Origin of the sequence: Stenotrophomonas sp. TEPEL (genome assembly GCF_004348785.1) — a bacterium.
GTDB lineage: Bacteria > Pseudomonadota > Gammaproteobacteria > Xanthomonadales > Xanthomonadaceae > Stenotrophomonas > Stenotrophomonas indicatrix.
The window spans coordinates 153244-177568 of record NZ_QQXJ01000001.1 but is presented as its reverse complement, the minus strand read 5'-3'; the positions used below and the strand labels follow the sequence as shown (position 1 = coordinate 177568).

Genomic DNA, 24325 nt, shown 5'->3' with positions numbered 1-24325 from the left:
GCATTGACGTTGCACCACGCGCCTTCCGGGAACGGGCGGCAGGCGTACAGCTTGCCGTCGCTGCTCTTCACCACGGTCTGCGGATTACCCAGGCCCGCCGCCTTCAGCGCTTCGGCGCAGGCGTCGACCATGTCCGGGTTGCCGCACAGGTAGGCGATGTCGGTGGCCGGGTCCGGCGTGAAGGCCGCCAGCGCCTGCTGCACATAGCCATGGTGTACGTCCGGGTGCGGCTCGGCCGGCAGTTCCCGCGACAGGCAAGGCACATAACGGAAGTTCGGGTGCTTTTCGGCGAAGCTGTAGAAGTCTTCGCTGTACAGCAGTTCCCCCGGGCTGCGAGCACCCTGCAGCAGGACCACCTGCACGCCACGCTCGGCCATCGCCGTTGCCAGCAACGGCAGCATCGAGCGGTACGGGGTGACGCCGGTACCGGTGGCGATCAGCAGGTAGCGGCCGTTGTGGTCGCCCGGGTTCAGGCAGAACCGACCGTAGGGACCGGACGCGCTGACCTGGCCGCCGATGTCCAGCGCCTCGAACAGCGCCGTGGCTGCGCCACCGGGTACGAAACTGACCGCGATATCCACCGCCTCGCCTGGCCCCAGCGCGTGGTCGTGGATGGTCGCCAGCGAATAGCTGCGCTTGGTTTCGGTGCCATCGGCGTAGCTGAAATGGACCTGGATGAACTGGCCGGGCTGGAAATCCAGCGGCTGGCCGTCGTCACGCACGAACTGGTAATGGCCGATGGAGGGCGCCAGCATGCGGCGGTCGACCAGTTTGATGGGGAATTGGACAGGCACGACTTTTCGGGACAGTGTGTAGCCGGGGCAAGCCCTCGGGGTCTTCTATAATAGACCTTCCCCGCCCCTCTCCAGCGCCAGCCCATGGGCGCGAAGGCTTCGAGCTTGGCTTCCCTGAACGATACGGCGCCCGCCCTGCGCGTGCGCGACCTGCGTAAAACCTATGACAACGGCACCCAGGCCCTGAAAGGGGTCTCGCTGGAAGTGGCCCCGGGCGACTTCTTCGCCCTGCTGGGCCCGAACGGTGCCGGCAAGTCCACCCTGATCGGCATCATCAGTTCCCTGGTCAACCTCAGCGAGGGCCAGGTGGAAGTGTTCGGCAGCGACCTGGTGCGCAACCGCAGCGCCACCATGCGCCTGATCGGGCTGGTGCCGCAGGAGATCAACTTCAACCTGTTTGAAAAGCCCTTCGACATCCTGGTGAACTACGCCGGCTTCTACGGCGTGCCGCGCGCCGAAGCCGAGCAGATGGCCGAAGTCGAGCTCAAGCGCGCCCACCTGTGGGAGAAGGCGCAGGTGATGAGCCGCACCCTGTCCGGCGGCATGAAGCGCCGGCTGATGATCGCCCGCGCGATGATGACCCGGCCGCGCCTGTTGATCCTGGACGAACCGACCGCTGGCGTGGACATCGAGATCCGTCGCGACATGTGGCGGGTGCTGAAGGAGATCAACGCCGCCGGCACCACGATCATCCTCACCACCCACTACCTGGAAGAGGCCGAGCACCTGTGCCGCAACCTGGCCATCATCGACCACGGCCAGATCGTCACCCAGGGCCCGATGCGCGAACTGCTGGCCAAGCTTGACGTGGAAGGCTTCCTGCTGGACATCGACGGCACCCTGCCCGCCCAGCTGCCGGTGATCGAGGGGGCAACCCTGACCGCCACCGACGGCCATACGCTGGACATCGACATGCCACGTGCGATGGACCTCAACCGCGTGTTCGAGGCACTGAACGCGGCGGGCATCCGCGTGCGCTCGATGCGTACCAAGAGCAACCGCCTGGAGGAACTGTTCGTGCGCCTCACCGGCAACCAGGAGACGTCCGCATGAGCAGCACCCCGACCCCGGTCCTGACCGACGGCCAGCGCAACCGCATCGCACTGATGACCATCGTGCGCCGCGAAGTCGCCCGCATCATGCGCATCTGGGGCCAGACCCTGGTACCGCCGGCGATCACCATGACCCTGTACTTCCTGATCTTCGGCGGCCTGATCGGTTCGCGCGTGGGCGACATGGGCGGCTACACCTACATGCAGTTCATCGTGCCGGGCCTGGTGATGATGAGCGTGATCCAGAACAGCTACGGCAACATCAGCTCCTCGTTCTTCGGCGCCAAGTTCGGCCGCCACGTGGAAGAGCTGCTGGTCAGCCCGATGCCGAACTGGGTGATCCTGTGGGGCTACGTGGCCGGTGCGGTGCTGCGCGGCCTGATGGTGGGCGTGATCGTGCTGATCATCGCGATGTTCTTCACTCCGGTGCGCATCCCGCATCCGCTGGTGACGCTGACCACGGTGATCCTGGGCGCGACGATCTTCTCGCTGGCCGGCTTCATCAACGCGGTGTATGCGAAGAAGTTCGATGACGTGGCGATCGTGCCGACCTTCATCCTGACTCCGCTGACCTACCTGGGCGGCGTGTTCTATTCGGTGAAGCTGCTGCCGCCATGGGCGGAGGCGGCCACGCACGCGAACCCGATCTTCTACATGGTCAACGCGTTCCGCTATGGCCTGCTGGGCAGCAGCGATGTGCCGGTGGTGGTGGCGTATGCGCTGATGATCGGTTTCGTGGTGGTGCTGACGGCGCTGGCGCTATGGTTGCTGCGCCGTGGCGTGGGCATGCGCAGCTGAGGATGTTCTGCAGGGCCTGCGGCCCTGCACCCGCAGTGGTAGTGCCGGCCGCTGGCCGTCAACGTCAACGTCAACGTCAACGTCAAAAGCGAGCTATCCGTGGAATGGCGGGGTGGTGTCGGGTTGCGGGGACGCCGCAAGTACGTCCGTGTAGGCTTGGCAGCCGCATCCATGCGGCTGACACCCCGCAACCCGACACCACCCCGCCATTCCACGGATAGCTCGCTTTTGACGTTGACGTTGACGTTGACGTTGACGGCCAGCGGCCGGCACTACCTGCGGCTGGGCCGAGTGACTCGGCCAGCGCCACAGCCTGGTGCTTGAACTCATCGGTGTAGCTACGGCGGGTGATACGGGACATAAAAGAACCTCCAAGTGCGATCAAAGTATCGCTTCTTGGCGTCCGCTCACGGGGAGCCAGATCAGTCCGCGCCATGGATGGCGCGGCCAAGCCTGCACGGACGTACTTGCGGCGTCCCCCGTGAGCCCACCCCGCCCGAGCCAAACACAGCTTGCGCTTCAAACCACCACGAGGGGCTCAGCCGTTGGCCGCAAACTCCGGCACAATCGCTGCAGTGAATCCCCAACTGCAGTGAGCGTGCAATGCGTATCCTGATCCTCGGCGCCGGCGGTACCGGCGGTTACTTCGGTGGTCGCCTGGCCCAGGCTGGCGTGGACGTGACCTTCCTCGTGCGCCCCGCGCGCGCCGCGCAGCTGGATCGTGATGGCCTGGTGCTGCGCAGCCCGGTGGGCGATGCCACGTTCCCGGTACAGCATGTCACCGCAGATGCCCTGCCTGCGCTGGCTGCGGACACGCCGTTCGATCTGGTGATCCTCAGCTGCAAGGCCTACGACCTGGACAGTTCGATCGACGCCATCGCCCCGGCGGTGGGCGCGGGCACCACCGTGCTGCCGATCCTCAACGGCCTGCATCACTACAACACGCTCGACGCGCGCTTCGGCCGCGACGCCGTGCTCGGCGGGCTGTGCTTCATCAGTGCGACCAAGGCGCCTGATGGGGCCGTGCTGCACCTGGGAAAGCCGGCCAAGCTGACCTTCGGCGAACGCGATGGCGGTGCGATCTCCGCGCGCGTGCAGGCGTTCGCAGCAGCGTGTGCGCAGGCCAATCTCGATCATCTGGCCAGTGAGCACATCGGCCAGGAGCAGTGGATCAAGTACACCTTCCTGACCGCGCTGGCGGCGGCCACCTGCCTGCTGCGTGCGGACATCGGCACGATCGTGGCCACCGACGACGGCGACGCCATCGTGCGTGGGCTCTATGACGAATGCCTGGCGGTGGCCGAAGCAGCGGGTGAGCCGGTGCCGCAGGCGGCGCAGGACACCGCGCGTGGCACCCTGACCCAGGCCGGTTCGGCGTTGAAGGCGTCGATGCTGCGCGACCTGGAAGCAGGCCAGCAGGTGGAAGCGGCCCAGATCGTCGGCGACATGCTGGCGCGTGCGCGCGCCGCGGGCCAGGAAGCGTTGCTGCTGCAGGTGGCTTACAGCAGCCTGCAGGCCTACCAGGCCCAGCGTTCGGTGTGATCCGATGAACATGCCTGGCCCGTTGCCGAAGCGCGTGCTGATTCTCGGCATGGGCTGGAGTGGCCGCGTGTTGGCCGCGCGCCTTCAGGCCCAGGGCGTACGCGTGGAAGGCACGGTGCGCGATCCGGTGTCGGCACCTGACGATGGCCTGCTGCGTCATCAGTTGCATGCCGACGCCGCGCTTGCCCCGAGCCTGCTCGCTGCGGTTGCCCATGCCGACGCGGTGCTGTGCAGCGTACCTCCCGATGCCGAGGGCGACCCGGCGCTGCGCCTGCTGCATGCCGCGTTGCGCGACAGCAGCTCACTGCGTTGGCTCGGTTACCTGTCGTCGACCTCGGTCTACGGCGACCGCGACGGTGGCTGGATCAATGAGCACAGCGTGGCCGATGCCACCGGGCCGGCAGGCAGGCAGCGTCGCCTCGCCGAAACGCAATGGCGTGCGCTGGCGGAGGCGCGCGGTATCGCCTCGGCGATGTTCCGCCTGCCGGGCCTCTACGGATCCGGGCGCAACGCGCTGCTGCAGCTGGCGCAGGGCCGCGCGCGGCACGTGGTGCGGCCAGGGCTGGTGTTCAACCGCCTGCACGTGGACGACCTGGCTGCGGTGGTGATCGCGGCGATGCAACGTCCCATGGCCAACGCACTGTATCTGCCGAGCGATGACGAACCGGCGCCGCCGCAGGATGTACTGGCCTTCGCTGCGCAGCTGGGGGGGTTCGCCATGCCACCCGCCGTGGCCTGGGACGATCCATCAGTGAGCGCGACATTGCGGCGCTTCTACCAGAGCAGCAAGCGCATCGACAGCCGCAGCACGCGCGACGCGCTGGGCTGGACGCCGCGGTTTCCAACGTATCGGGAAGGGCTGACGGATCTTGCCGCTTCGCTCGCCGGGCATGGCCCGGCGCTACCGGATCCGGGCGCTCCCGGCTGACGGGCACTGCCCGATCAGGCGGCGTCCGGCAACCGGAAGAACGCACGCGTGGCAGCCGTGGCGTTTGCCGCCGTGGTCTGCACATCCTCGCCACGGTCCCGCGCCAGCTCTTCCACGATGTGCGACAGGAACACCGGTTCGTTGCGGCGGTCCTTCGGCATCGGCTTCAGGGTGCGCGGCAGCAGGTACGGCGCGTCGGTCTCGATCATCAGGCGGTTGGCCGGAATGTTCTTCACCAGTTCGCGCAGGTGCGCGCCGCGGCGTTCGTCGCACAGCCAACCGGTGATGCCGATGTACCAGTCCTGGTCGAGATAATCGAACAGCTCCTGGCGCTCGCCGGTGAAGCAGTGCACCACGGCCGGACCGATGCGGCCTTCGAAGTTCTTCATCTGCGCCATGAAATCGGCATGCGCGTCGCGCTGGTGCAGGAACAGCGGCTTGCCATTGTCTGCAGCCAGCTGCAGCTGGCGCTCGAACGCGCGATGCTGCGCCGGGCGCGGCGAGAAATCGCGGAAGTAGTCCAGCCCGCACTCACCCACCGCCACCACTTCGGCATGGGCGTGCAGCGCGCGCATCTCCGCATCGCACTCGTCGGTGTACTCCACCGCGTGGTGCGGGTGCACGCCGGCAGTGGCGTACAGGAAGCCCGGGTGCTGCTGCGCCAGCTGCAGGGCCAGCGGCGAATGCTCACGGCTGGCACCGGTGATGATCATCTGCACCACACCGGCCTGGCGTGCGCGGTCCAGCACGGCATCGCGGTCGCGGTCGAAGGAGTCGTGGGTCAGGTTGGCGCCGATATCGATCAGATGCATGGGGGCAGCAGAGGCAGGAAAACCCGCGCATTGTACCCGTGCCCGCCATGGCCCCTTATCCTTTGCAGATGAACGCCCCGCACTTCCCCATCTCTCCGCTGATGCCGCAGATCCAGCAGCACCTGGCCGTGCACCCGCGGCTGGTGCTGGAAGCCCCACCTGGCGCGGGCAAGACCACCCAGGTGCCGTTGGCGCTGCTCGATGCGCCATGGCTGGAGGGCCGCAGGATCATCCTGCTGGAACCACGCCGGGTGGCCGCGCGCAGTGCCGCGATGTTCATGGCGCGCCAGCTCGGTGACGAGGTCGGCGGCATTGTCGGCTACCGCATCCGCTTCGAGAACAAGGTATCGGCGCGCACGCGCATCGAGGTCGTCACCGAGGGCATCCTGACCCGGATGCTGCAGGACGATCCAATGCTGGAGACCGTGGGCGCGATCCTGTTCGACGAATTCCACGAGCGCCACCTCAGTGGCGACCTGGGCCTGGCGCTGGCGCTGGACGTGCAGTCGCAGCTGCGCGATGACCTGCGGTTGCTGGTGATGTCGGCGACGCTCGATGGCGAACGCCTGGCGCGCTTCCTCGATGCACCACGACTGAGCAGCGAAGGCCGCAGCTATCCGGTGGCAATCAGCCACTTCCCTGCCCGGCGTGACGAGGCGCTGGAACTGCAGGTGCGGCGCGCGGTACAGCAGGCGCTGGCCGAGCACCCCGGTGACCTGCTGGTGTTCCTGCCCGGCCAACGTGAGATCGCACGCGTGCAGGCAGGCCTGCAGGACAGTCTTGCTGGCGCTGCGGTGGACGTGCTGGCCCTGCACGGTGAACTGCCGGTGGAGCAGCAGGCACGCGTGCTGCAGGCCGCCAGCGACGGCCGCCGCCGCGTGGTGCTGGCCACCAACGTCGCCGAATCCTCGGTGACCCTGCCCGGCGTGCGCGTGGTGATCGACAGCGGCCAGGCGCGCGAGCCGCGCTACGACCCCAACAGTGGATTCACCCGCTTGGACGTGGTCGCCATTGCACAGGCCTCGGCCGACCAGCGTGCCGGCCGTGCCGGGCGCGTGGCCGAGGGCGTGGCCTGGCGGCTGTGGCCGCAGTCGCAGCGGCTGGAACCACAGCGTCGCGCCGAGATCGACCAGGTTGAGCTGGCTGGCCTTGCGCTGGAACTGGCCGCCTGGGGCAGCAGCGACCTGCGCTTCCTTGACCCGCCACCGAGCGGGCCGATGGCCGCCGCGCGCGAACTGCTGCAGCGCCTGGGCGCGTTGTCCAGCAGCGGCGCGATCACTGCACTCGGCCGTCTTGTGCTGGCGCTGGGTACCCATCCGCGGATGGCCGCGATGCTGCTGGCCGCAGCTGATGCCCGCGCGCAGGCGTTGGCCGCCGATCTGGCGGCATTGCTGGAAGCTCGTGACCCATTGCGCCAGGGCGGTGATGCACTGGCCGCACGCTGGCGCGCACTGGCGGCCTTCCGCAACGGCCGTGCGCCGGCCGATGCCAATCGCAGTGGCCTGGCCGCCATCGATGCCGCTGCCAAACAGTGGCGCCGTCGCCTGCGCTGTGACGCTACACCGCCCGCCAGCATCGAGGCCCACGAACTGGGCGACCTGCTGGCCCATGCCTTCCCCGACCGCATTGCCTTCCAGCATCCGAACGACCCGCTGCGTTACCTGCTGGCCAACGGCCGCAGCGCCCGCCTGCATGAGCTGAGCGACCTGCGGGGCGAACCGTGGCTGGTGGCCAGCGAACTGCGCTTCGAAGCCCGCGACGCGCTGCTGCTGCGCGCCGCACCGGTGGATGAAAGCTATCTGCGCAGGCACTGGCCTGAGCGCTTCGTGACCGAGGACGCGGTGCGCTGGGATGACACCCGCCGCGCCCTGGTCGCGCTGCGCGAAACACGCTTCGACCGCATCGTGATGGACAGCCGTTCGGCTGGCCGGGTTGATCCGCAGCTGGCGGCACAGGCACTGACCGACGCCGTTGCCGAGCTCGGCCTGCAGGCGTTGCCCTGGACCGAAGGTCTGCGCCAGTGGCAGGCACGGGTGGAATCGCTGCGGCGCTGGATGCCCGAGCTGGGCCTGCCCGACTGCAGTGATGCCGCATTGCTGGCCAACCGTGCGCAGTGGCTGCAGCCGGCGTTCGCGGGCAGGACACGGCTGGATGCACTGGACGAGGCCAGTTTCGGCGAAGCGCTGAAGTCGCCACTGGAATGGTCGCAACGGCAGCTGGTCGAGCGCCACGCGCCCACCCGGATCACCGTGCCGTCGGGGCTGGAGCGGCCGATCAGCTACGCGCTGGACGGCGAAAGCGGCGAGCCGCTGCCGCCGGTGCTGGCGGTGAAGCTGCAGGAGTTGTTCGGCCTGGCCGATACGCCACGCATCGCCGATGGCCGGGTGCCGCTGACCCTGCACCTGCTGTCGCCGGGGGGCCGGCCGTTGCAGGTCACCCAGGATCTGCGCAATTTCTGGGAGAACACCTACGCCGAGGTGAAGAAGGAGATGAAGGGCCGTTACCCGCGCCACCCGTGGCCGGACGACCCTTGGACGGCCACGGCGACCCACCGGGCCAAGCCGCGCGGGACGTAATGCGCGCCGACACCCCGCCCGTTCCTGAATGGCTGCGGTAGAGTCACACCACGCGCCCGCCTGACTGACATACCGTTTACGGGCAACAGGCGACACTGGACTTCGACCCGAGGCAAGGACACCCCCGCATGAGCAAGCTGACCGTAATCACCGACCGCGCCCTGGAGCGCGCCCTCGACCTGGCCCATACCGCAGGCGATGGCCTGAAGAGCGCGGGCGGCAGCCTGCGTCACCTCGGCCCGCAGGCCAGCGACTGGATCAAGACCGGTGCCGCCCTTGGCGCGGTGAAGACCGGCGGCAAGGTCGCCACCAAGTTCGCCCGCCGCAATCCGGCGGTGACCATCGCGGCAGCTGCCGTGGGCGTAGGCCTGCTGGGCTATGCGCTGTACCGCAAGCAGCAGAAGAAGAAGGCCGCCAATGGCCATGTGGTCAACGGCCAGGCCCAGCGCATCAACGCGCGCGATCGCCGCAACGACACCGTGGTCGACGAGCACAGCGATATCGGCAGCGACGCCTGATTGACCGGGGTCGGATCCCTTCCGCAGGAAGGGCTCTGACCCCATGACGCTGCACGAGGGTCGGACGCCGCAAGGCCTCCGGCCTTTTTTTTCAGCCGATCTGCCGCCACTGCCCGGGCTGCAGGTCATCCAGCCGGTACGGCCCCATTGCTGCGCGTACCAGGCGCAGCGTCGGCAGGTTCACCGCAGCGGTCATCCGCCGCACCTGGCGGTTACGCCCCTCGCGGATCGTGATCGCCAGCCAGCTGTCGGGCACCGTCTTGCGGAAGCGCACCGGCGGATCGCGCGGCCACAGTTCAGGCGCAGGATCGAGGCGCTCGATTTTCGCCGGCAGCGTCGGCCCGTCATTGAGCACCACGCCATCGCGCAGCTGCTGCAGCTGCCCATCGCTGGGCGTGCCTTCCACCTGCACCCAGTAGAGCTTGTCCGCCTTGTGCTTCGGGTCGGTCAACTTGTGCGCCAGCGTACCGTTGTCGGTCAGCAGCAGCAGGCCTTCACTGTCATGGTCGAGGCGGCCGGCAGCGTAGACGCGCGGCGGCAGACCGAAGCCGGCCAATGTCGGCCGCGGCGGCACGCTGCGGTCGGTGAACTGGCAGAGCACGTTGAACGGCTTGTTGAAGGCAATCAGCATCGTGGGGACGGCAGGCGGCGGGCAGGGCATTGTCCCATGCCACGCCGCGTGCTCGCCGGGCATGGCCCGGCGCTACCGGGTCACGGCTTCACGAAACGCAGGGTCATGCGGTCGCTTTCACCGATGGCCTGGTACTTGGCGTCATCCGCCTTGTCATGCTGGTTGGTCGGCGGCAGGGTCCACACGCCATTCGGATGGTCCTTGGTATCGCGCGGGTTGGCATTGACCTCGGTGCGCGCGTCGAGCTTGAAACCGGCGGCCTCGGCCATCGCGATCACCTGCTGCTGGCCCACATAACCGGTGTCGTCAGCGTCGGCCACGTCGGCCTTGGCGCGGTGCTCGACCACGCCGAGCACGCCGCCCGGCTTGAGCACGTTGAAGAAGCCCTGGAACATGCCCTGCGCCTGGCCGGCCTTGCGCCAGTTGTGCACGTTGCGGAAGGTCAGCACCACATCGGCCGAGTTGGCTGCACCGAACACCGGCTTGGCCGGGTCGTAGGCGACCACGGTGGTTTTGTCGAACTGTGCCGGTGCGGCGGCGTACTTCTTTTCCAGGCTGTCGCGGCTGCGCTGCTGGTAGTCGCGGCCGCGACCTTCAGCCACGGCCTGCGGATCGACCACCGCGGCAATGTAGTGGCCCTTGTCGCGCAGCAGCGGCGCCAGGATCTCCGAGTACCAGCCATTGCCCGGGGTGATCTCGATGACGGTCTTTTCCGGCGCGACGCCGAAGAAGCCCAAGGTCTGCGCAGGATGACGGAAACCGTCGCGCTTGACGTTGGCCGGGTCGCGGGTCGAGGCCTTCACCGCGGCATCGATCGCGGGCGACACCTGGATCTTTGCCGGTGCGACCGTGGCCGGCGCGGCGAATGCGGGAACGGCAACCAGCAGGGCCGAAGCAAGCAGCAGGCGGCAACCACGCAGGGATGAGGCAGCAATCATCGGGGCGACTCCAGCGGAAGATGCGGCGAGACTAGCAGCCGCCGCGCCGCAGGTGTTCACAAAACGTTAGCCGCGTGCGCGGTGCGGAACACAGTTTTGTGGTCAGCGCCGCAGCGCGGTCACACCTCGCGTTCTATCCTGAAGAACTTCCCCCAAGGAGTCCGTGCCCATGACGGCAAACCGCGAACTGGGCCGTTCAGGCCTGCATGTAGCTCCGCTCGCCCTCGGTGGCAACGTGTTCGGCTGGAGCGCCGATGAGAAGGCCAGCTTCGCCCTGCTGGATGCCTTCGTCGATGCCGGCTTCAACCTGATCGACACCGCCGACGTGTACTCGGCGTGGGTGCCGGGCAACCAGGGTGGCGAGTCGGAAACGCTGCTGGGCAGGTGGTTCGCGCGCAGCGGCAAGCGCGACAAGGTCGTGCTGGCGACCAAGGTAGGCAAATGGGCCGAGCGCCCCGGCCTCACCCCGGACAACATCAATGCGGCGGTGGAGGATTCGCTGCGTCGCCTGCAGACCGAGGTGATCGATCTGTACCAGGCTCACGAGGACGATGAATCCACGCCGCTGGAAGCGACCCTGGCCGCGTTCGGTCGCCTGATCGAGGCGGGCAAGGTGCGCGCGATCGGCGCGTCCAACTACAGCGCCACGCGTCTTGCCGATGCCTTGAAGGTCTCTACCGACTACGGGCTGCCGCGCTATGAAACCCTGCAGCCGGAGTACAACCTGTACGACCGCGCCGGCTACGAGAAGGAACTGGAACCGCTGGTGCAGCGCGAGCAGATCGGCGTGATCAACTACTACGCACTGGCCAGCGGCTTCCTCAGCGGCAAGTACCGCACGCCGGACGACGCCGGCAAGAGTTCCGCGCGCGGCGCCACCGTGGTCAAGCGTTACCTGAACCCGCGCGGCCTGCGCATTCTGCAGGCACTGGATGACGTGGCAAGCAAGCACAACGCCACTGCCGCGCAGATCGCGCTGGCCTGGCAGATCGCACGGCCGTCGATCACCGCACCGATCGTCAGTGCCACCAGCGTGGAGCAGCTGCACGACCTGCTGGCGGCGGCGAACGTGGCGTTGAGCGTGCATGACGTGGCACAGCTGGACGCGGCCAGCGTGGAAGGTTGAAGGCGGAGGGTGCCGGCAACGTCGGCACCCTTCAATGGATCCGCGCCCTGCGTGGTTGCATTGCCTCAGCGCGGCAGGCTGTCTTCGGCCACCAGCGCATGGTGCATGCCGATGCCCGCGCGCACGCCTTCGGCCATGGCCAGGGTGATGTTGCCGACCGTGGTCGCATCACCGGCGGCGTACACGTTCGGCACCGAGGTCTGTTTCATCATGTCCACCTCGGCCAGCACGCCCAGCGGACTCTCCACCAGCGCGCAACCCAGCTGCTGCAGCAGCGGCGTGGCCATCTGCTGCGTGGCCGGCACGAACAGCGCACGCTGGGCAACCCGGCGACCGTCGGCAAGTTCCACTTCCAGCCACGTCGGCTGCTCGCCGTGCACACCTGCCACCGGCGTGGTTTCCACCTGCACACCGCGCTGCTGCATGGCGGCCAGCTCCTCGTCGCTGATCGGCAGGCCCTGGCTGAAGAAGGTGACGTTGCCCCAGTCGGCGAACAGCGGCGCCTTGCCGGCCGACATCGGATGGCCGCCGAGCAGGCCGATCGAACCGCCACCCACTTCATAACCATGGCAGTACGGGCAGTGCAGCACGGTGCTGCCCCAGCGCTCGGCCAGGCCGGGCAGATCGGGCAGCTGGTCGGCGATGCCGGTGGCCAGCAGCAGCTTGCGCGCGGTCAGTACCTGGCCGTCGGCGGTACGCACCTCCACGCCTTCGGTGCGGAGCGTGGCCTGCACCGCTTCGGCATTCAGCCAACGCACGGTCGGGTAGTCCAGCAGTTGCTGGCGCGCGTTCTTCAACAACTCGGCGCCACTGATGCCGTCCAGGCCCAGCACGCCATGCGAATGGCTGGCAAAACGGTTTCGCGGCGAACCCGCATCGATGACCGTGACCGGCCGGCGCGCACGCGCCAGGATCAGTGCGGCGGCGATGCCGGCGTAGCTGCCGCCGACGATGAGGACATCAGGATTCATGGTGACCTTCCAGGGAACGGTGATGGGCGAGATGGCGGGCGAAGTCGGCGCCAAGCTGGTCGAGGGTGGTTGCCTGCAGCCGCTGCTCGAGCAGGCGCTGCGCTTGGCGGGCACTGTCCAGCAGGGCCTGGTTGACCAGCTGCTGGATCGGGCAGCCGCCCCTGCCTTCGCGGGTACCGACCTGGACCATCGGCGGCGCGCCGATGGCCTGGTAGATGTCGTGCAGGGTGATCGTCGCTGCGTCGCGGGCGAGCTGGCTGCCGCCACCGTGGCCGCGCGTGCTGCGTACCAGGCCGGCCTTGTGCATCTGCGCCAGCAGGCGGCGGATCACCACTGGATGAGTCGGCAGGCAGGTCGCCAGCTGTTCGGAGGTTCGCGGCCCGTGCTGGCCAACCAGGTGGGCCATCACGTGCAGGGCGTCGGAAAGCGGATTCGCGGATTTCATGTAACTACAATAGTTACATTTAATTCGCCTGTCGAGGGTCTGCTTTTGTTCCAAATGGACACATTTGTCCAAGTAAACATAACCTTCACATCGCTAAACAGAACGGTAATGTGACAGGCATCGCACTTCAGAGCGCTAAAGGACGGTCGATACCGCATCGCACCCCTTCCGAGATCTCGTCCCATGAAAGCCTCTTCCCATGCGCCGCGGCTGCAGTCGAAGCTGCTCGGTGCCGTTTCTGTTGGTCTGGCTGTTGTCCTGGTATGCGCCCTGGCGGGCCTGGCGTCGGCTTGGTTGAAGCTGTCCACCGACGTACCGCCGGAGGTTGCCCACAGCCGCGATGCCGAGCGCCTGCAACGCGAATTCCGCGGGCAGGTGCAGGAATGGAAGAACCTGCTGCTGCGCGGCCACGATGACGCGCTGCGCCAGCACCACCTGCAGGCCTTCGACAACGAAGGCCGCGTCGTTGCCGAACTGGCCACGGGCCTGGCCGCCAGCCCCGATGCGCGCACGCGCGAACTGGCGCAGGCGTTTTCCGGCCTGCACGCACAGTTGCAGCAGGACTACCACGCCGCACTGCAGGCCTTCGCTGACGCCAGCTACGACCCGGCGGTTGGCGATTCCCTGGTGCGTGGCAAGGACCGTCCGGTGGCGGCCGCGCTGGATGCGCTGGGTACGCAGGCCACCGAGGTGGCCGAAGCCGCGGTGACCGCGCGTTCGCACCAGGCACGGCAGACGCTGCTGCTGTGCGCCGCGCTGACCATCGGCGCCGCCGTGCTGCTGCTGATCGCCCTTGGCTGGTGGCTGCGGCGCGCCGTGGTGCAGCCGGTGCTGGCGGTGGAAGCGGCCGCGCGTGCGGTTGCCGCCGGTGACCTCGACCACGTGGTGCAGGTGCGCAGCCGCGACGAGATCGGTCGCCTGGCACAAGCGATGCAGGCCGTGCAGAGCACCCTGCGTGGCGTGCTTGATGCGCAGACCGCGATGGCCAGGGCACACGACGCCGGCACGATCAGCCACCGCATGGACAGCAGCGCCTTCCCCGGCGCCTACGGCACGATGGTGGCCGACACCAACACCCTGGTCGATGCGCACATCCAGGTGAAGATGCGCGCGATCACGATCATGGGCCGCTATGCAGTGGGCGATCTCAGCCTGGACATGGAGCGCCTGCCCGGCGAGAAGGCCGTGATCACCCAGGCGCTGGATGCGGTGAAATCCAACCTGGGCGCGATCAACGGCGAAATCCGCCACCTGGCCGAAGCTGCGGCGGCGGGCGACTTCAGCCAGCGTGGCGACAGTGCGCGCTTCGAGCATGATTTCCGCGCGATGGTCGATGGCCTGAACCGGTTGATGCAGACCACCGAACAGAACCTGGGCGAGGTCTCGGCCATGCTGCGTGCCATTGCCGATGGCCGTCTGGGTGCGCGCATGGACGGCAACTTCCAGGGCGTGTTCGCCCGCATTGCGGGGGATGCCAACGCCACCGCCGCACAGCTGGCGACCATCGTCAGCGACATCAAGCACGCCTCCGGCAGCATCCACACCGCCGCTGCGGAAATTTCCGCCGGCAACAACGACCTGTCGCGCCGCACCGAACAGCAGGCGGCGAACCTGGAAGAAACCGCCGCGTCGATGGAGGAACTGACCTCCACCGTGCGCCAGAACGCCGAGCATGCGCGGCAGGCCAACCAGCTGGCGATCGGTGCGCACAGCGTGGCCTCGCACGGCGGTGAAGTGGTCGGCCAGGTCGTGGCGACCATGGATGCGATCGAGGGCTCGTCGCGGCAGATCGCCGACATCATCAGCGTCATCGACGGCATCGCGTTCCAGACCAACATCCTGGCGCTGAATGCCGCGGTGGAAGCGGCGCGTGCCGGCGAGCAGGGCCGTGGATTCGCGGTGGTCGCCAGTGAAGTGCGTACGCTGGCACAGCGGTCGGCGGCGGCGGCCAAGGAAATCAAATCGCTGATCGAGGCGTCGGTGGAACAGGTTGGCCACGGTGCGCAGCGTGTGCGCCAGGCCGGCGACACCATGGCCGAGATCGTCGCGTCGGTGCAGCGCGTGACCGACATCATGGCCGAGATCTCCGCTGCGTCGCAGGAGCAGTCGGCCGGCATCGAGCAGGTCAGCCAGACCATCATCCAGATGGATGGCACCACCCAGCAGAATGCCGCGCTGGTGGAAGAAGCCAGCGCCGCGGCACGCAGCCTGGAACAGCAGGCGGATCGCCTGATCGAAGCGGTGGATGTGTTTGATCTGTCCACCACGGCGACAGCAACGGGTGCCTTGGCGCGCGCGGCGTGACGGTATCGTCGCACCGGTAGCGCCCGACCGTTGGTCAGGCAACGACGCGGCGCGGATCCGTGCGGACCAACGGTCCGCACCTACCAACGGCAATCTTCAGCGCAGGTAGTCGGCCTGCACCATCGCCTCGCCCAGGTAATCCAGGAACGAGCTGATCCGTGCCGATACGGCCGTGTTGCGGTAGTACACCGCATGGATCGGCTGGTACACATCCAGCGTCTGCGCGGCCAGCACCGGCACCAGGGTGCCGGCCGCGCGGTCGCGTTCGGTCACGAAGTCGGACAGGCAGGTGATGCCCACGCCCTCCACCGCCAGCGTGCGCAGGGTCTCGCCGCTGGACACCGCGATGTCCGGGCGCACCAGCAGCTGCCCCTCGGCATCGCCCGGCAGCGGCCATCGGTTCAATGACTCCGGCTCGTTGAACCCCAGCAGCGTGTGCTGACCCAATGCCACCACGCTGGCCGGCTGGCCGTGCGTGGCCAGATAGGCCGGGCTGGCCAGCACCTGCAGCCGGCAGCGCCCCAGCGGCCGCGCATGCAGGGTGGAATCGGCCAGCGGGCCGATCCGGATCGCCAGATCGGTGCGCCGTTCCAGCAGGTCGATGTAGCGCTCGGAACTGTTCAACTCCAACTGCACGTCCGGATAGCGCGCGCGGTAACCAGCGACCAGCGGCGCGATCACGTGCAGCACGAACGGCATCGCTGCATCCACCCGCAGCCGGCCGGCCGGACGCTCGCGCCGCGCCGCCATCTGTTCCTCGGCCGATTCCACCGCATCGATGATCGCCCGCGCATGGCGCAGGTAGGCCTCGCCTTCGGCGGTCAGGTGCAGGCGGCGGGTGGTGCGGGTCAGCAGGGTGGTGCCCAGCTTGTCCTCCAGCCGGCCCAGCGCGCGGCTCACGCCCGAGGGTGTCTGCCCCAGCTGCTCGGCAGCCGCGCTGATCGAACCGCTGTCGATCACCGCCAGGAAGGCATGCATTTCGTCGAGGGTGGTTTTCATGGCGCCATTATTGACCACACGGCAAGAGTGATTGGCGTGAAGACCGGTTTTTCGGCAAAGGTCGGCCGCGCACACTGCGCGCCTTCCTTCCCTCTGGACACTGTCATGATCCGTGGCATTCCGCTCGCCCTGCTGGCGCTGACCCTCGGTGCCTTTGCCATCGGCACCACCGAATTCGTCATCGTCGGCCTGATCCCGACCATCGCTGCCGACCTGCAGGTCAGCCTGCCCTCGGCCGGCCTGCTGGTCTCCCTGTATGCCCTGGGCGTGGCCATCGGCGCGCCGGTGCTGACCGCGCTCACCGGCCGCGTGCCGCGCAAGACCCTGCTGGTGGCGCTGATGGTGCTGTTCACCCTCGGCAACGTCATCGCATGGATGGCACCGGGCTACACGTCGCTGATCGTCGCCCGCATCCTCACCGGCCTGGCCCACGGCGTGTTCTTCTCCATCGGCTCGATCATCGCCACCGCCGTGGTGCCGAAGGAGAAGGCCGCCAGCGCGATCGCCATCATGTTCACCGGCCTGACCGTGGCGCTGGTGACCGGCGTGCCGCTGGGCACCTTCATCGGCCAGCACCTGGGCTGGCGCGCGACCTTCCTGGCCGTGGCCGGCCTGGGCGTGATCGCGCTGCTGGGCAGCCTGCTGTTCGTGCCGCGCGGGCTGGCACAGAGCGCGCCGGCCACCTTCCGCCAGCAGCTGGGCGTGCTTGCGCAGCCGCGTCTGCTGATGGTGTATGCCATCACCGCGCTTGGCTACGGCGGCACCTTCCTGTCCTTCACCTACCTGGCTCCGATCCTGCAGGACGTCACCGGCTTCTCGGCCAACGCCGTCAGCCTGGTGCTGCTGGTGTATGGCGTGTCGGTGGCGATCGGCAACCTGTGGGGCGGCCGCATGGCCGACCGCATGGGCCCGATTCCCGCGCTGAAGCGCATCTTCGCGCTGCTGGCCATGGTGCTGCTGGTCATGACCTTCACCGCCCACAACACCTGGCTGATGCTGCTGACCGTGCTGGCACTGGGCGCGGTGGCATTCGGCAACGTGCCCGGCCTGCAGGTGTATGTGGTCAAGCAGGCCCAGCGCTACGCACCGCAGGCGACCGATGTGGCCTCGGGCCTGAACATCGCCGCCTTCAACATCGGCATCGCGCTGGGTGCGTCGCTGGGCGGCCTGGTGGTCGAGCACATCGGCCTGATGCATACGCCGTGGCTGGGTGCGCTGGTGGTGGTCGGTGCGTTCGCCCTGACGGCACTCAGCGGCCGCCTGGACCGTCGCGACGGCATCGACGATCGCGCCGAAGGCATCGCGGTGAGCGCGCACTGATGCATGCAATGCACCGTTGCCGGCATGCACACGGCCCCTGCCCTACCCTTTGCGATCACCTCCTTCCCCCGCTTTGGAGTTCTCCATGACTGTCCCCGCTTTCGGCCTCGGCACCTTCCGCCTGAAAGACCAGACCGTGATCGACTCGGTGCGCAACGCGCTGGACGTCGGCTACCGCGCCATCGACACCGCGCAGATCTACGGCAACGAAGCCGAGGTCGGCCAGGCCATCGCCGAGTCCGGCGTACCGCGTGACGAGATCTACCTGACCACCAAGGTGTGGATCACCGAGTTCAAGCACGATGCGCTGCTGGCCAGCCTGCGCACCAGCCTGGAAAAGCTGCGCACCGACCACGTCGACCTGGCATTGATCCACTGGCCGTCACCGAACGACAAGGTCGACACGCCGATGGAGGAGTATCTGCCTGCCCTGGCTGAGGCCAAGGCACAGGGGCTGGCTCGGGGGATCGGTATCTCCAACTTCACCATCGCCCAGACCCGCAAGGCGATCGAGATACTCGGCGCCGATGCCATCGCCACCAACCAGATCGAGATCCACCCCTACCTGCAGAACCGCCTGCTGGTGAAGTTCCTGCAGGACAACGGGATCCGCGTCACTGCCTACATGAGCCTGGCCTACGGCGAGGTGATCAAGGACCCAGTGATCCAGGCCATCGCCGGCCGTCATCAGGCCAGCCCGGCGCAGATCGCGCTGGCATGGGCGCTGCAGCAGGATTACGCGGTCATTCCGTCATCGACCAAGCGCGAGAACCTGGCCAGCAACCTGGAAGCCGCCGCGATCCGCCTGACCGAAGACGACATGGCGCAGATCGCCAAGCTGGACCGTGGCCACCGCCTGGCCAATCCGGAAGGCATCGCACCGGCCAGACCACCGATGACGATGTTCTGCGAGGTCGCACGTTTCAGGTAGACGGTGTAGATCACCGCATAGCCCGGCGCTACCCACCGTCATCCGGTAGCGCCGGGCCATGCCCGGCGGATCCATCAGTACTGCAACAACCATCCGCGCATTGCCGCACTCACCTCGTCCGGCTTCTCCATCGGCGCCAGGTGCCCGCAATCGGGCACCACCACCAGCTGCGAATGCGGCACCAGCACGTGCATCTCCTCGCTCACCGCCAACGGCGTGATGCGGTCGTTCGCACCACAGACGATCAGCAGCGGATCGCGGTAGCCGGCCAGCACATCGTGGCCATCACTGCGCTCCAGCGCGCTCTGGCGCAGGAACACCTCCGCACCCAGCCGTGCGGTCATGTCACGCACGCGCTGCACCAGCACGTAGTCGTCCAGCCGCGAGGCGTCGATATAGCTGCGCATCAGCGCGTCACCAAAGCCGTGGAATTTACCGGGCAGGCGCACGCTGGCGCGCTGGCTGCGGCGCTGTTCGGCACGTTCCGGGGAGTCGGCATGGATCGAGGTGTCGATCAGGGCCAGCTGCAGCACACGCTCCGGCGCGGTGCGCAGGATCTGCTGGGCGACGAAGCCGCCCAGTGAGAAACCGGCCAGCGCAAACCGTTCCGGCGCCTGCGCCAGTACCTCCTCGGCAACGGCCTGCAGGGTCTCGCCGCGGGTCTGGTCGCCCACGGTGCAGTCGGCGATATCGGCCAGGTCGGCCAGCTGCGCGCGCCAGAGTTCGGCATCGTTGAGCAGGCCGGGGAGCAGCAGCAGGGGAACGCGGTCGGTCATGCGGGTATTGTGGCGTCTTCAAACCCACAACACGACCAGACACCCATGGCCGACCCCTACAACAGCGGTACCCCGACCACGTCCGCAGCGCGCTTCGAGGATTCGATGGTGACCACCGCCTTCGAGCTGCCCGGCTACCGCATCGCGCGCAACCTGGGCGTGGTACGCGGCATCACCGTGCGCTCGCGCTCGATCGTCGGCAATTTCCTGGGCGGCATCCAGACGATCTTCGGCGGCAACATCACCATCTACACCGAGCTGTGCGAGCAGGCGCGCGAGGAAACCTATCGCGACATGGTCAAGCATGCGCGGCAGCTGGGGGCCAACGCGGTCATCGGCATGCGCTACGACGCCACCGATGTGATGACCGGGCTGACCGAAGTACTGTGCTATGGCACGGCGGTGGTGGTCGAGCCGCTGCGTTGAATCCGACGGTCCGCCGGGCATGGCCCGGCGCTACGGTCACGGTCACGCCGCTGGCGGGACGTCGGGGACTTCCACCTGCTGCACCGGCAACGTCACCATCATCACCGTCGGGTCGTCCGGGTCCAGCCGGGTCTTGAAGCCCAGGCTCTGGCACATCGCCAGCATGGTGCTGTTCTCGCGCAGCACCTGGCCTTCCACCACATCCAGGCCCAACCACTTGGCGTACTCGATCATGATCGCCATCAGGCGCCAGCCAATGCCGTGGCCCTTCAGATCCGAACGGATCAGGATGCCGTACTCGCCACGGTGGTAATCCGCATCGGCATGCAGCCGCACCGCGCCGAGCATCTCGCCGCTGCGCGGTTCGAGCGCCACCAATGCGATCGAGCGGGCGTAGTCCAGCTGGGTCAGGCGGGCGATGAACTCGTGGCTGAAATGCTTCACCGACTGGAAGAAACGCAGACGCAGATCCTCGTCGCTGACACGCGCGAAGAACGCACGGAACAGCGCGTCATCTTCCGGCCGCACCGGGCGCACGAACGCGCGACCGCCGTCGGACAGCTCGATGGTGCGCTCCCACTCCTTCGGATACGGGAACACGGCGAAGCGTGGATGGCCACGGCCCTTGTGCAGGATGCGCGACGGCGCAACCGCAACGCGCGCGTCCAGCGCGAGGATGCCCTTGCTGTCCACCAGCAGGGGATTGATGTCCAGCGTGCGCACTTCGGGAATGTCCGCCGCCAGCTGCGCCAGTTTTACCAGCGCCAGTGCCAGTGCGCGCTCATCGGCGGCGGGCACATCGCCATAGGCCTTGAGGATGCGCGAGGCCCGGGTCTGGCCGATCAGCTCGTGGGCCAGGCGCAGGTCAAGCGGCGGCAGCGCCAGCGCCTTGTCGTTGATCACTTCCACCGCCGTGCCACCGCGCCCGACCACGATCACCGGGCCGAACGTGGCGTCGTCGGCGATGCCGACGATGAGCTCGCGCGCCTTCGGGCGGACGATGGTCGGCTGCACCAGCAGGCCGTCGATGCGCGCGTCCGGCCGTAGCTGGCGTGCACGGGCAAGGATCGCCTTCGCCGCGCTCTGCACCGCCGGCAGGGTCGCCAGATTCAGGCGCACGCCATCCACTTCGGATTTGTGCGGAATATCCGGCGACAGGATCTTCAGCGCGACGGTCGCGCCACGCTCCAGCAAGGGTTGCGCCAGGTCCATCGCCTCGTGCGCATCGCGCGCATGCATCACCGGTGCAGAGGGGATGCCGTAGGCCTTCAGCAGTTCATGGGTGGCCAATGGGTCCAGCCAGCCCTGGCCGTTGGCCAGCGCGGCTTCGACCAGCGCGCGCGCACGCGCGGTATCCACGCTGAAATCCTGCGGCAGGCTCGGCGGCGTTTCCATCAACGCACTCTGTGCCTCCCGGTAACGCACCAGATGCTGGAAGCCGCGCACGGCCTCCGCTTCGGTGGGATAGGTCGGCACGCGTGCGGCATTGAGGGTGGCGGTGGCCTGGTCGTCGTTGCCCAGCCACACCGCGAATACCGGCTTGTCGCGGTGATGGCGCGGGCGCAGGCCGAGCGTGCGGGTCAGCGCCTGCGCCGCATCGGCCGACGAGGTGAACGCGGTAGGCACGTTGACCACCAGCACCGCATCGTTCTCGCTGTCGGCCAGCAACGCTTCGATGGCAGTGGCATAGCGATCACCATCGGCGTCGACCACGATGTCGACCGGGTTGCTGCGCGTCCAGCCCTGCGGCAGTACCGCATCCAGCTTCTGCACGGTGCTGTCGGACAGTTGCGCCAGCGTGCCCTGCAGGGCGATCAGCTGGTCCACCGCCAGGTGGCCGACGCCACCGCCGTTGCTGAGGATGGCCAGGCGACGACCGGGGAAGGTGCCAAGCCGGCCCAGCGACTCGGCCGCGGTGAACAGTTCGTCCAGCGCGCTCACCCGCAGCAGGCCGGCACGGTTGAATGCCGCGCCGTACACATCATCGGCGCGCGCCAGTGCCTGCACGTGGGTATCGGCGCTGCCCGGCTGTACCCGTTCGGCGCGCCCGGACTTCACCACCACCACGGGTTTGGCACGCGCAGCGGCGCGCGCGGCCGACATGAACTTGCGCGCGTCCTTGATCTGCTCGACATAGAGCAGGATGGCGCGGGTACGGTAGTCGGTGGCGAAATAATCCAGCAGATCGCCGAAGTCCACGTCCATGGTGTCGCCCAGCGAAACCACGGCGGAGAACCCTACCGAGCGCGCCACGCCCCATTCCACCAGGGCGGCGGCAATCGCCGAGGATTCGGAGATCAGCGCGAGGTCGCCGGCCTGTGGGAAATGCGCGGCGATGCTGGCATTGAGCCGTGCATGTGGCGCGATCACGCCCAGGCAGTGCGGGCCAAGGATGCGCAGGCCATGCGCGCGCGCGGCGGCCTCCACCTGTGCCCATGGCGAGCCCGGGCCTTCTCCCAGGTGCGCGGTGAGGATGATCGCGGCCTGCACGCCACGTTCGGCAGCGGTGCGTACCACCTGCGGCACGATGGCGGCCGGTGCGGTGATCACCACCAGTTCCGGCACCCAGTCCAGGTCCTTCAGCCGCTTCACCGTGCGGATGCCATCGATCTCGGCATGGCGCGGGTTGATCCATGCCACTTTGCCGGGGAAGCCGGTGCCGCGCAGGTTGCGCATCACTGCGCGGCCCGCCGAGCGCTCACGCGGGCTGCCGCCGATCACCGCGACCGACTGCGGACGGAACACGGACTGCAGGTGGTAGGTACTCATGTGCCTACGTTACACGGACCGGCGCTGCGGCGGCATGATCGTGCGCAGGAACCTGGCATCGCATCCACGCAGGGCGTGGATCTACTACGCAGGCCAGGACCAGTGGATCCACGCCATGCGTGGATGAAGCACCCCTTACAGTAGATCCACGCCATGCGTGGATGACGCCCCCCGTTACAGCAGCGTCCCGTGCAGGATCATCGCGGCGATGCTGAAGTAGATGACCAGGCCGGTCACATCCACCAGGGTGGCCACGAACGGGGCCGAGGCGCTGGCCGGGTCGAAGCCCAGCCGCTTGAGGATGAAGGGCAGCATCGACCCGGACAGCGAGCCGAACGTGACGATGCCCACCAGTGCGGCACCGATGGTGATCGCCAGCAGGATCCAGTGCTCGCCGTAGTCATGGAAGCCACCGAGCTGCCAGATCACGATGCGTACGATGGCCAGGCAACCGAGGATGGCGCCGAGCACCATGCCGGTGGGCACTTCGCGCAGGGCCACCTTCCACCAGTCGCGCAGCGCCAGGCTGCGGATCAACAGCGAGGTCGCCTGCGAACCGGAGTTGCCACCCGAGCTCATGATCAACGGAATGAACAGGGTCAGCACCACCGCGCGCGCCAGTTCGTCCTCGTAGTGCTGCATCGCGCTGGCGGTCAGCATCTCGCCAACGAACAGAACGCTCAGCCAGCCGGCGCGCTTGCGCAGCATCTCGAAGAAGCCGATCTGCATGTACGGCTTGTCCAGCGCTTCCATGCCGCCGAACTTGTGCGCGTCCTCGGTGGATTCTTCGATCAGCGCATCGAGGATGTCATCGACGGTGACGATGCCGAGCATGTGCTGCTGCGCGTCCACCACCGGAATGGCCAGCAGATCGTGGCGGCGGATCAGCCGCGCCACGTCTTCCTGGTCCATCTGCGCATCCACCATCACCGGCGGATTGACCTGGGCCACCTCCAGGATCGATTCCTCCGGCAGCCCGGTGATCAGCCGGCGCATGGTCACCACCTGCTGCAGCTGCTGGTTGGCCGGGTCGAGCACGTAGATCGCATACACGGTCTCGCGCGTGCGTTCGACCTGGCGGATGTGCTGCAGGGTCTGGGCCACGGTCCAGGTGGCGGGCACGGCGACGAACTCGGTGGTCATCAGCGCACCGGCGGTGTTCGGCGGGTAGCTCAGCAGCTTCTGGATGGTCTGCCGGGCTTCGTTGCCCAGCAGCGGAATCAGCCGCGCGCGTTCTTCTTCATCCAGCTCGTGGACGATATCGGTGGCACGGTCGTCGGCCATCAACCCCAGCAGCGCGGCGGCGCGTGCCGGCGGCAGTGCGGCAACCAGCTCGCCACTGCGGTGCAGCTCCGGCGCCTCGAGCATCTTCACTGCACGCGGCAGCGACAGCGAGGCCAGCGTCTCGGCGGCGCGCTGCAGTTCGAGCGTGTTGAGGAATTCCACCGCGTCGGCGGTGTTGTAGTTCGCCAGCGGTGCCGACAATGCTGCGGCATCGGCCACCGGACGCAGCAATTGCTTCTGGTTCATGGTGATTCGCCTTCATGGGGTGCGACTTCGCGCAACGCCAACGCAGGCAAACCGTCCCGGTGTCAGGCGGTGGCCATCGCTGGCGTCGATCGAGGTCGACTTCTACTGTCGCTGGACATGGGTTGGGGACTCCGGAGGG

21 protein-coding genes are annotated in these 24325 nt (G+C 67.6%); 11 read left to right on the top strand and 10 right to left on the bottom strand.

The annotated features are described in order from the left end of the window. The coding region (locus TEP_RS00750) for a ferredoxin--NADP reductase (protein ID WP_240790605.1) at positions 1–794 on the bottom strand (794 nt) is incomplete at its 3' end. Positions 795–878: 84 nt separating this feature from the next. Here TEP_RS00750 and TEP_RS00745 point away from each other — a divergent pair. From TEP_RS00745 to TEP_RS00730, 4 genes are all read left to right on the top strand, one after another. Further along, positions 879–1847 carry an ABC transporter ATP-binding protein gene (locus tag TEP_RS00745; RefSeq protein WP_051501690.1) on the top strand — a complete coding sequence of 323 codons (969 nt, stop codon included), beginning with the start codon at positions 879–881 and terminating at the stop codon, positions 1845–1847. Continuing rightward, positions 1844–2644, top strand: a complete 801-nt coding sequence (locus TEP_RS00740; protein WP_088101854.1) for an ABC transporter permease — start codon at positions 1844–1846, stop codon at positions 2642–2644. The genes TEP_RS00745 and TEP_RS00740 overlap by 4 nt, the downstream gene beginning before the upstream one ends. 603 nt (positions 2645–3247) lie before the next feature. Beyond that, positions 3248–4186 carry a 2-dehydropantoate 2-reductase gene (gene panE, locus TEP_RS00735; protein ID WP_132823699.1) on the top strand — a complete coding sequence of 313 codons (939 nt, stop codon included), beginning with the start codon at positions 3248–3250 and terminating at the stop codon, positions 4184–4186. 4 nt (positions 4187–4190) lie between these two features. Further along, positions 4191–5114, top strand: coding sequence for an NAD-dependent epimerase/dehydratase family protein (locus TEP_RS00730; RefSeq protein ID WP_132823698.1), 924 nt, complete (start codon positions 4191–4193; stop codon positions 5112–5114). A 14-nt stretch (positions 5115–5128) separates the two neighbouring features. Here the strand turns inward: TEP_RS00730 and TEP_RS00725 are convergent, their stop codons facing one another. After that, entirely contained in the window at positions 5129–5926 is a 798-nt protein-coding gene (locus tag TEP_RS00725) for a TatD family hydrolase (RefSeq protein WP_132823696.1), read from the bottom strand. A 68-nt stretch (positions 5927–5994) separates the two neighbouring features. Here TEP_RS00725 and hrpB point away from each other — a divergent pair, with 68 nt between their 5' ends. Both hrpB and TEP_RS00715 read left to right on the top strand, forming a co-directional pair. Beyond that, positions 5995–8502, top strand: coding sequence for an ATP-dependent helicase HrpB (hrpB, locus tag TEP_RS00720; RefSeq protein WP_132826413.1), 2508 nt, complete (start codon positions 5995–5997; stop codon positions 8500–8502). Positions 8503–8630: 128 nt separating this feature from the next. Continuing rightward, entirely contained in the window at positions 8631–9020 is a 390-nt protein-coding gene (locus TEP_RS00715) for a hypothetical protein (RefSeq protein WP_025877588.1), read from the top strand. Positions 9021–9111: 91 nt separating this feature from the next. Here TEP_RS00715 and TEP_RS00710 read toward each other — a convergent pair whose 3' ends face one another. Together TEP_RS00710 and TEP_RS00705 are read right to left on the bottom strand one after the other, a co-directional pair. Next, the gene (locus TEP_RS00710) at positions 9112–9651 is read right to left on the bottom strand and encodes a pseudouridine synthase (RefSeq protein ID WP_025877589.1); all 540 of its coding nucleotides are present in this window, start codon (positions 9649–9651) and stop codon (positions 9112–9114) included. A gap of 80 nt (positions 9652–9731) precedes the next feature. After that, a complete protein-coding gene (locus tag TEP_RS00705; protein ID WP_025877590.1) occupies positions 9732–10589 on the bottom strand; it encodes a class I SAM-dependent methyltransferase in 858 nt (285 codons plus the stop codon). A 169-nt stretch (positions 10590–10758) separates the two neighbouring features. Between TEP_RS00705 and TEP_RS00700 the strand changes: the two genes are divergently transcribed. Then, the gene (locus TEP_RS00700) at positions 10759–11715 is read left to right on the top strand and encodes an aldo/keto reductase (RefSeq protein WP_132823694.1); all 957 of its coding nucleotides are present in this window, start codon (positions 10759–10761) and stop codon (positions 11713–11715) included. Between the two features lie 65 nt (positions 11716–11780). Here TEP_RS00700 and TEP_RS00695 read toward each other — a convergent pair whose 3' ends face one another. Together TEP_RS00695 and TEP_RS00690 are read right to left on the bottom strand one after the other, a co-directional pair. Then, on the bottom strand, positions 11781–12686 hold the full coding sequence (locus TEP_RS00695) for an NAD(P)/FAD-dependent oxidoreductase (RefSeq protein WP_132823693.1): 906 nt from the start codon (positions 12684–12686) through the stop codon (positions 11781–11783). Then, positions 12676–13131, bottom strand: coding sequence for an Rrf2 family transcriptional regulator (locus TEP_RS00690; RefSeq protein WP_132823691.1), 456 nt, complete (start codon positions 13129–13131; stop codon positions 12676–12678). Before TEP_RS00690 ends, TEP_RS00695 begins: the two co-directional genes overlap by 11 nt. A 183-nt stretch (positions 13132–13314) precedes the next feature. On the opposite strand from TEP_RS00690, the gene TEP_RS00685 reads away from it, so the two are divergent. Continuing rightward, complete coding sequence (locus tag TEP_RS00685) at positions 13315–15435, top strand: methyl-accepting chemotaxis protein (protein WP_132823690.1); 2121 nt, start codon at positions 13315–13317, stop codon at positions 15433–15435. Positions 15436–15531: 96 nt separating this feature from the next. Here TEP_RS00685 and TEP_RS00680 read toward each other — a convergent pair whose 3' ends face one another. After that, on the bottom strand, positions 15532–16434 hold the full coding sequence (locus TEP_RS00680; protein WP_132823688.1) for a LysR family transcriptional regulator: 903 nt from the start codon (positions 16432–16434) through the stop codon (positions 15532–15534). A 105-nt stretch (positions 16435–16539) separates the two neighbouring features. On the opposite strand from TEP_RS00680, the gene TEP_RS00675 reads away from it, so the two are divergent. Continuing rightward, entirely contained in the window at positions 16540–17754 is a 1215-nt protein-coding gene (locus TEP_RS00675; RefSeq protein WP_132823687.1) for an MFS transporter, read from the top strand. Between the two features lie 85 nt (positions 17755–17839). After that, positions 17840–18685, top strand: a complete 846-nt coding sequence (dkgB, locus tag TEP_RS00670; RefSeq protein WP_132823685.1) for a 2,5-didehydrogluconate reductase DkgB — start codon at positions 17840–17842, stop codon at positions 18683–18685. A gap of 74 nt (positions 18686–18759) precedes the next feature. Here dkgB and TEP_RS00665 read toward each other — a convergent pair whose 3' ends face one another. Continuing rightward, positions 18760–19461 carry an alpha/beta hydrolase gene (locus TEP_RS00665; protein ID WP_132823684.1) on the bottom strand — a complete coding sequence of 234 codons (702 nt, stop codon included), beginning with the start codon at positions 19459–19461 and terminating at the stop codon, positions 18760–18762. 45 nt (positions 19462–19506) lie between these two features. On the opposite strand from TEP_RS00665, the gene TEP_RS00660 reads away from it, so the two are divergent. Continuing rightward, complete coding sequence (locus tag TEP_RS00660) at positions 19507–19887, top strand: YbjQ family protein (RefSeq protein WP_025877607.1); 381 nt, start codon at positions 19507–19509, stop codon at positions 19885–19887. 42 nt (positions 19888–19929) lie between these two features. On the opposite strand, the gene TEP_RS00655 is transcribed toward TEP_RS00660, so the two are convergent. Beyond that, positions 19930–22656, bottom strand: a complete 2727-nt coding sequence (locus TEP_RS00655) for a bifunctional acetate--CoA ligase family protein/GNAT family N-acetyltransferase (RefSeq protein WP_132823682.1) — start codon at positions 22654–22656, stop codon at positions 19930–19932. A gap of 174 nt (positions 22657–22830) precedes the next feature. After that, positions 22831–24186, bottom strand: a complete 1356-nt coding sequence (mgtE, locus tag TEP_RS00650; RefSeq protein WP_132823681.1) for a magnesium transporter — start codon at positions 24184–24186, stop codon at positions 22831–22833. Between the last annotated feature and the right edge of the window lie 139 nt (positions 24187–24325).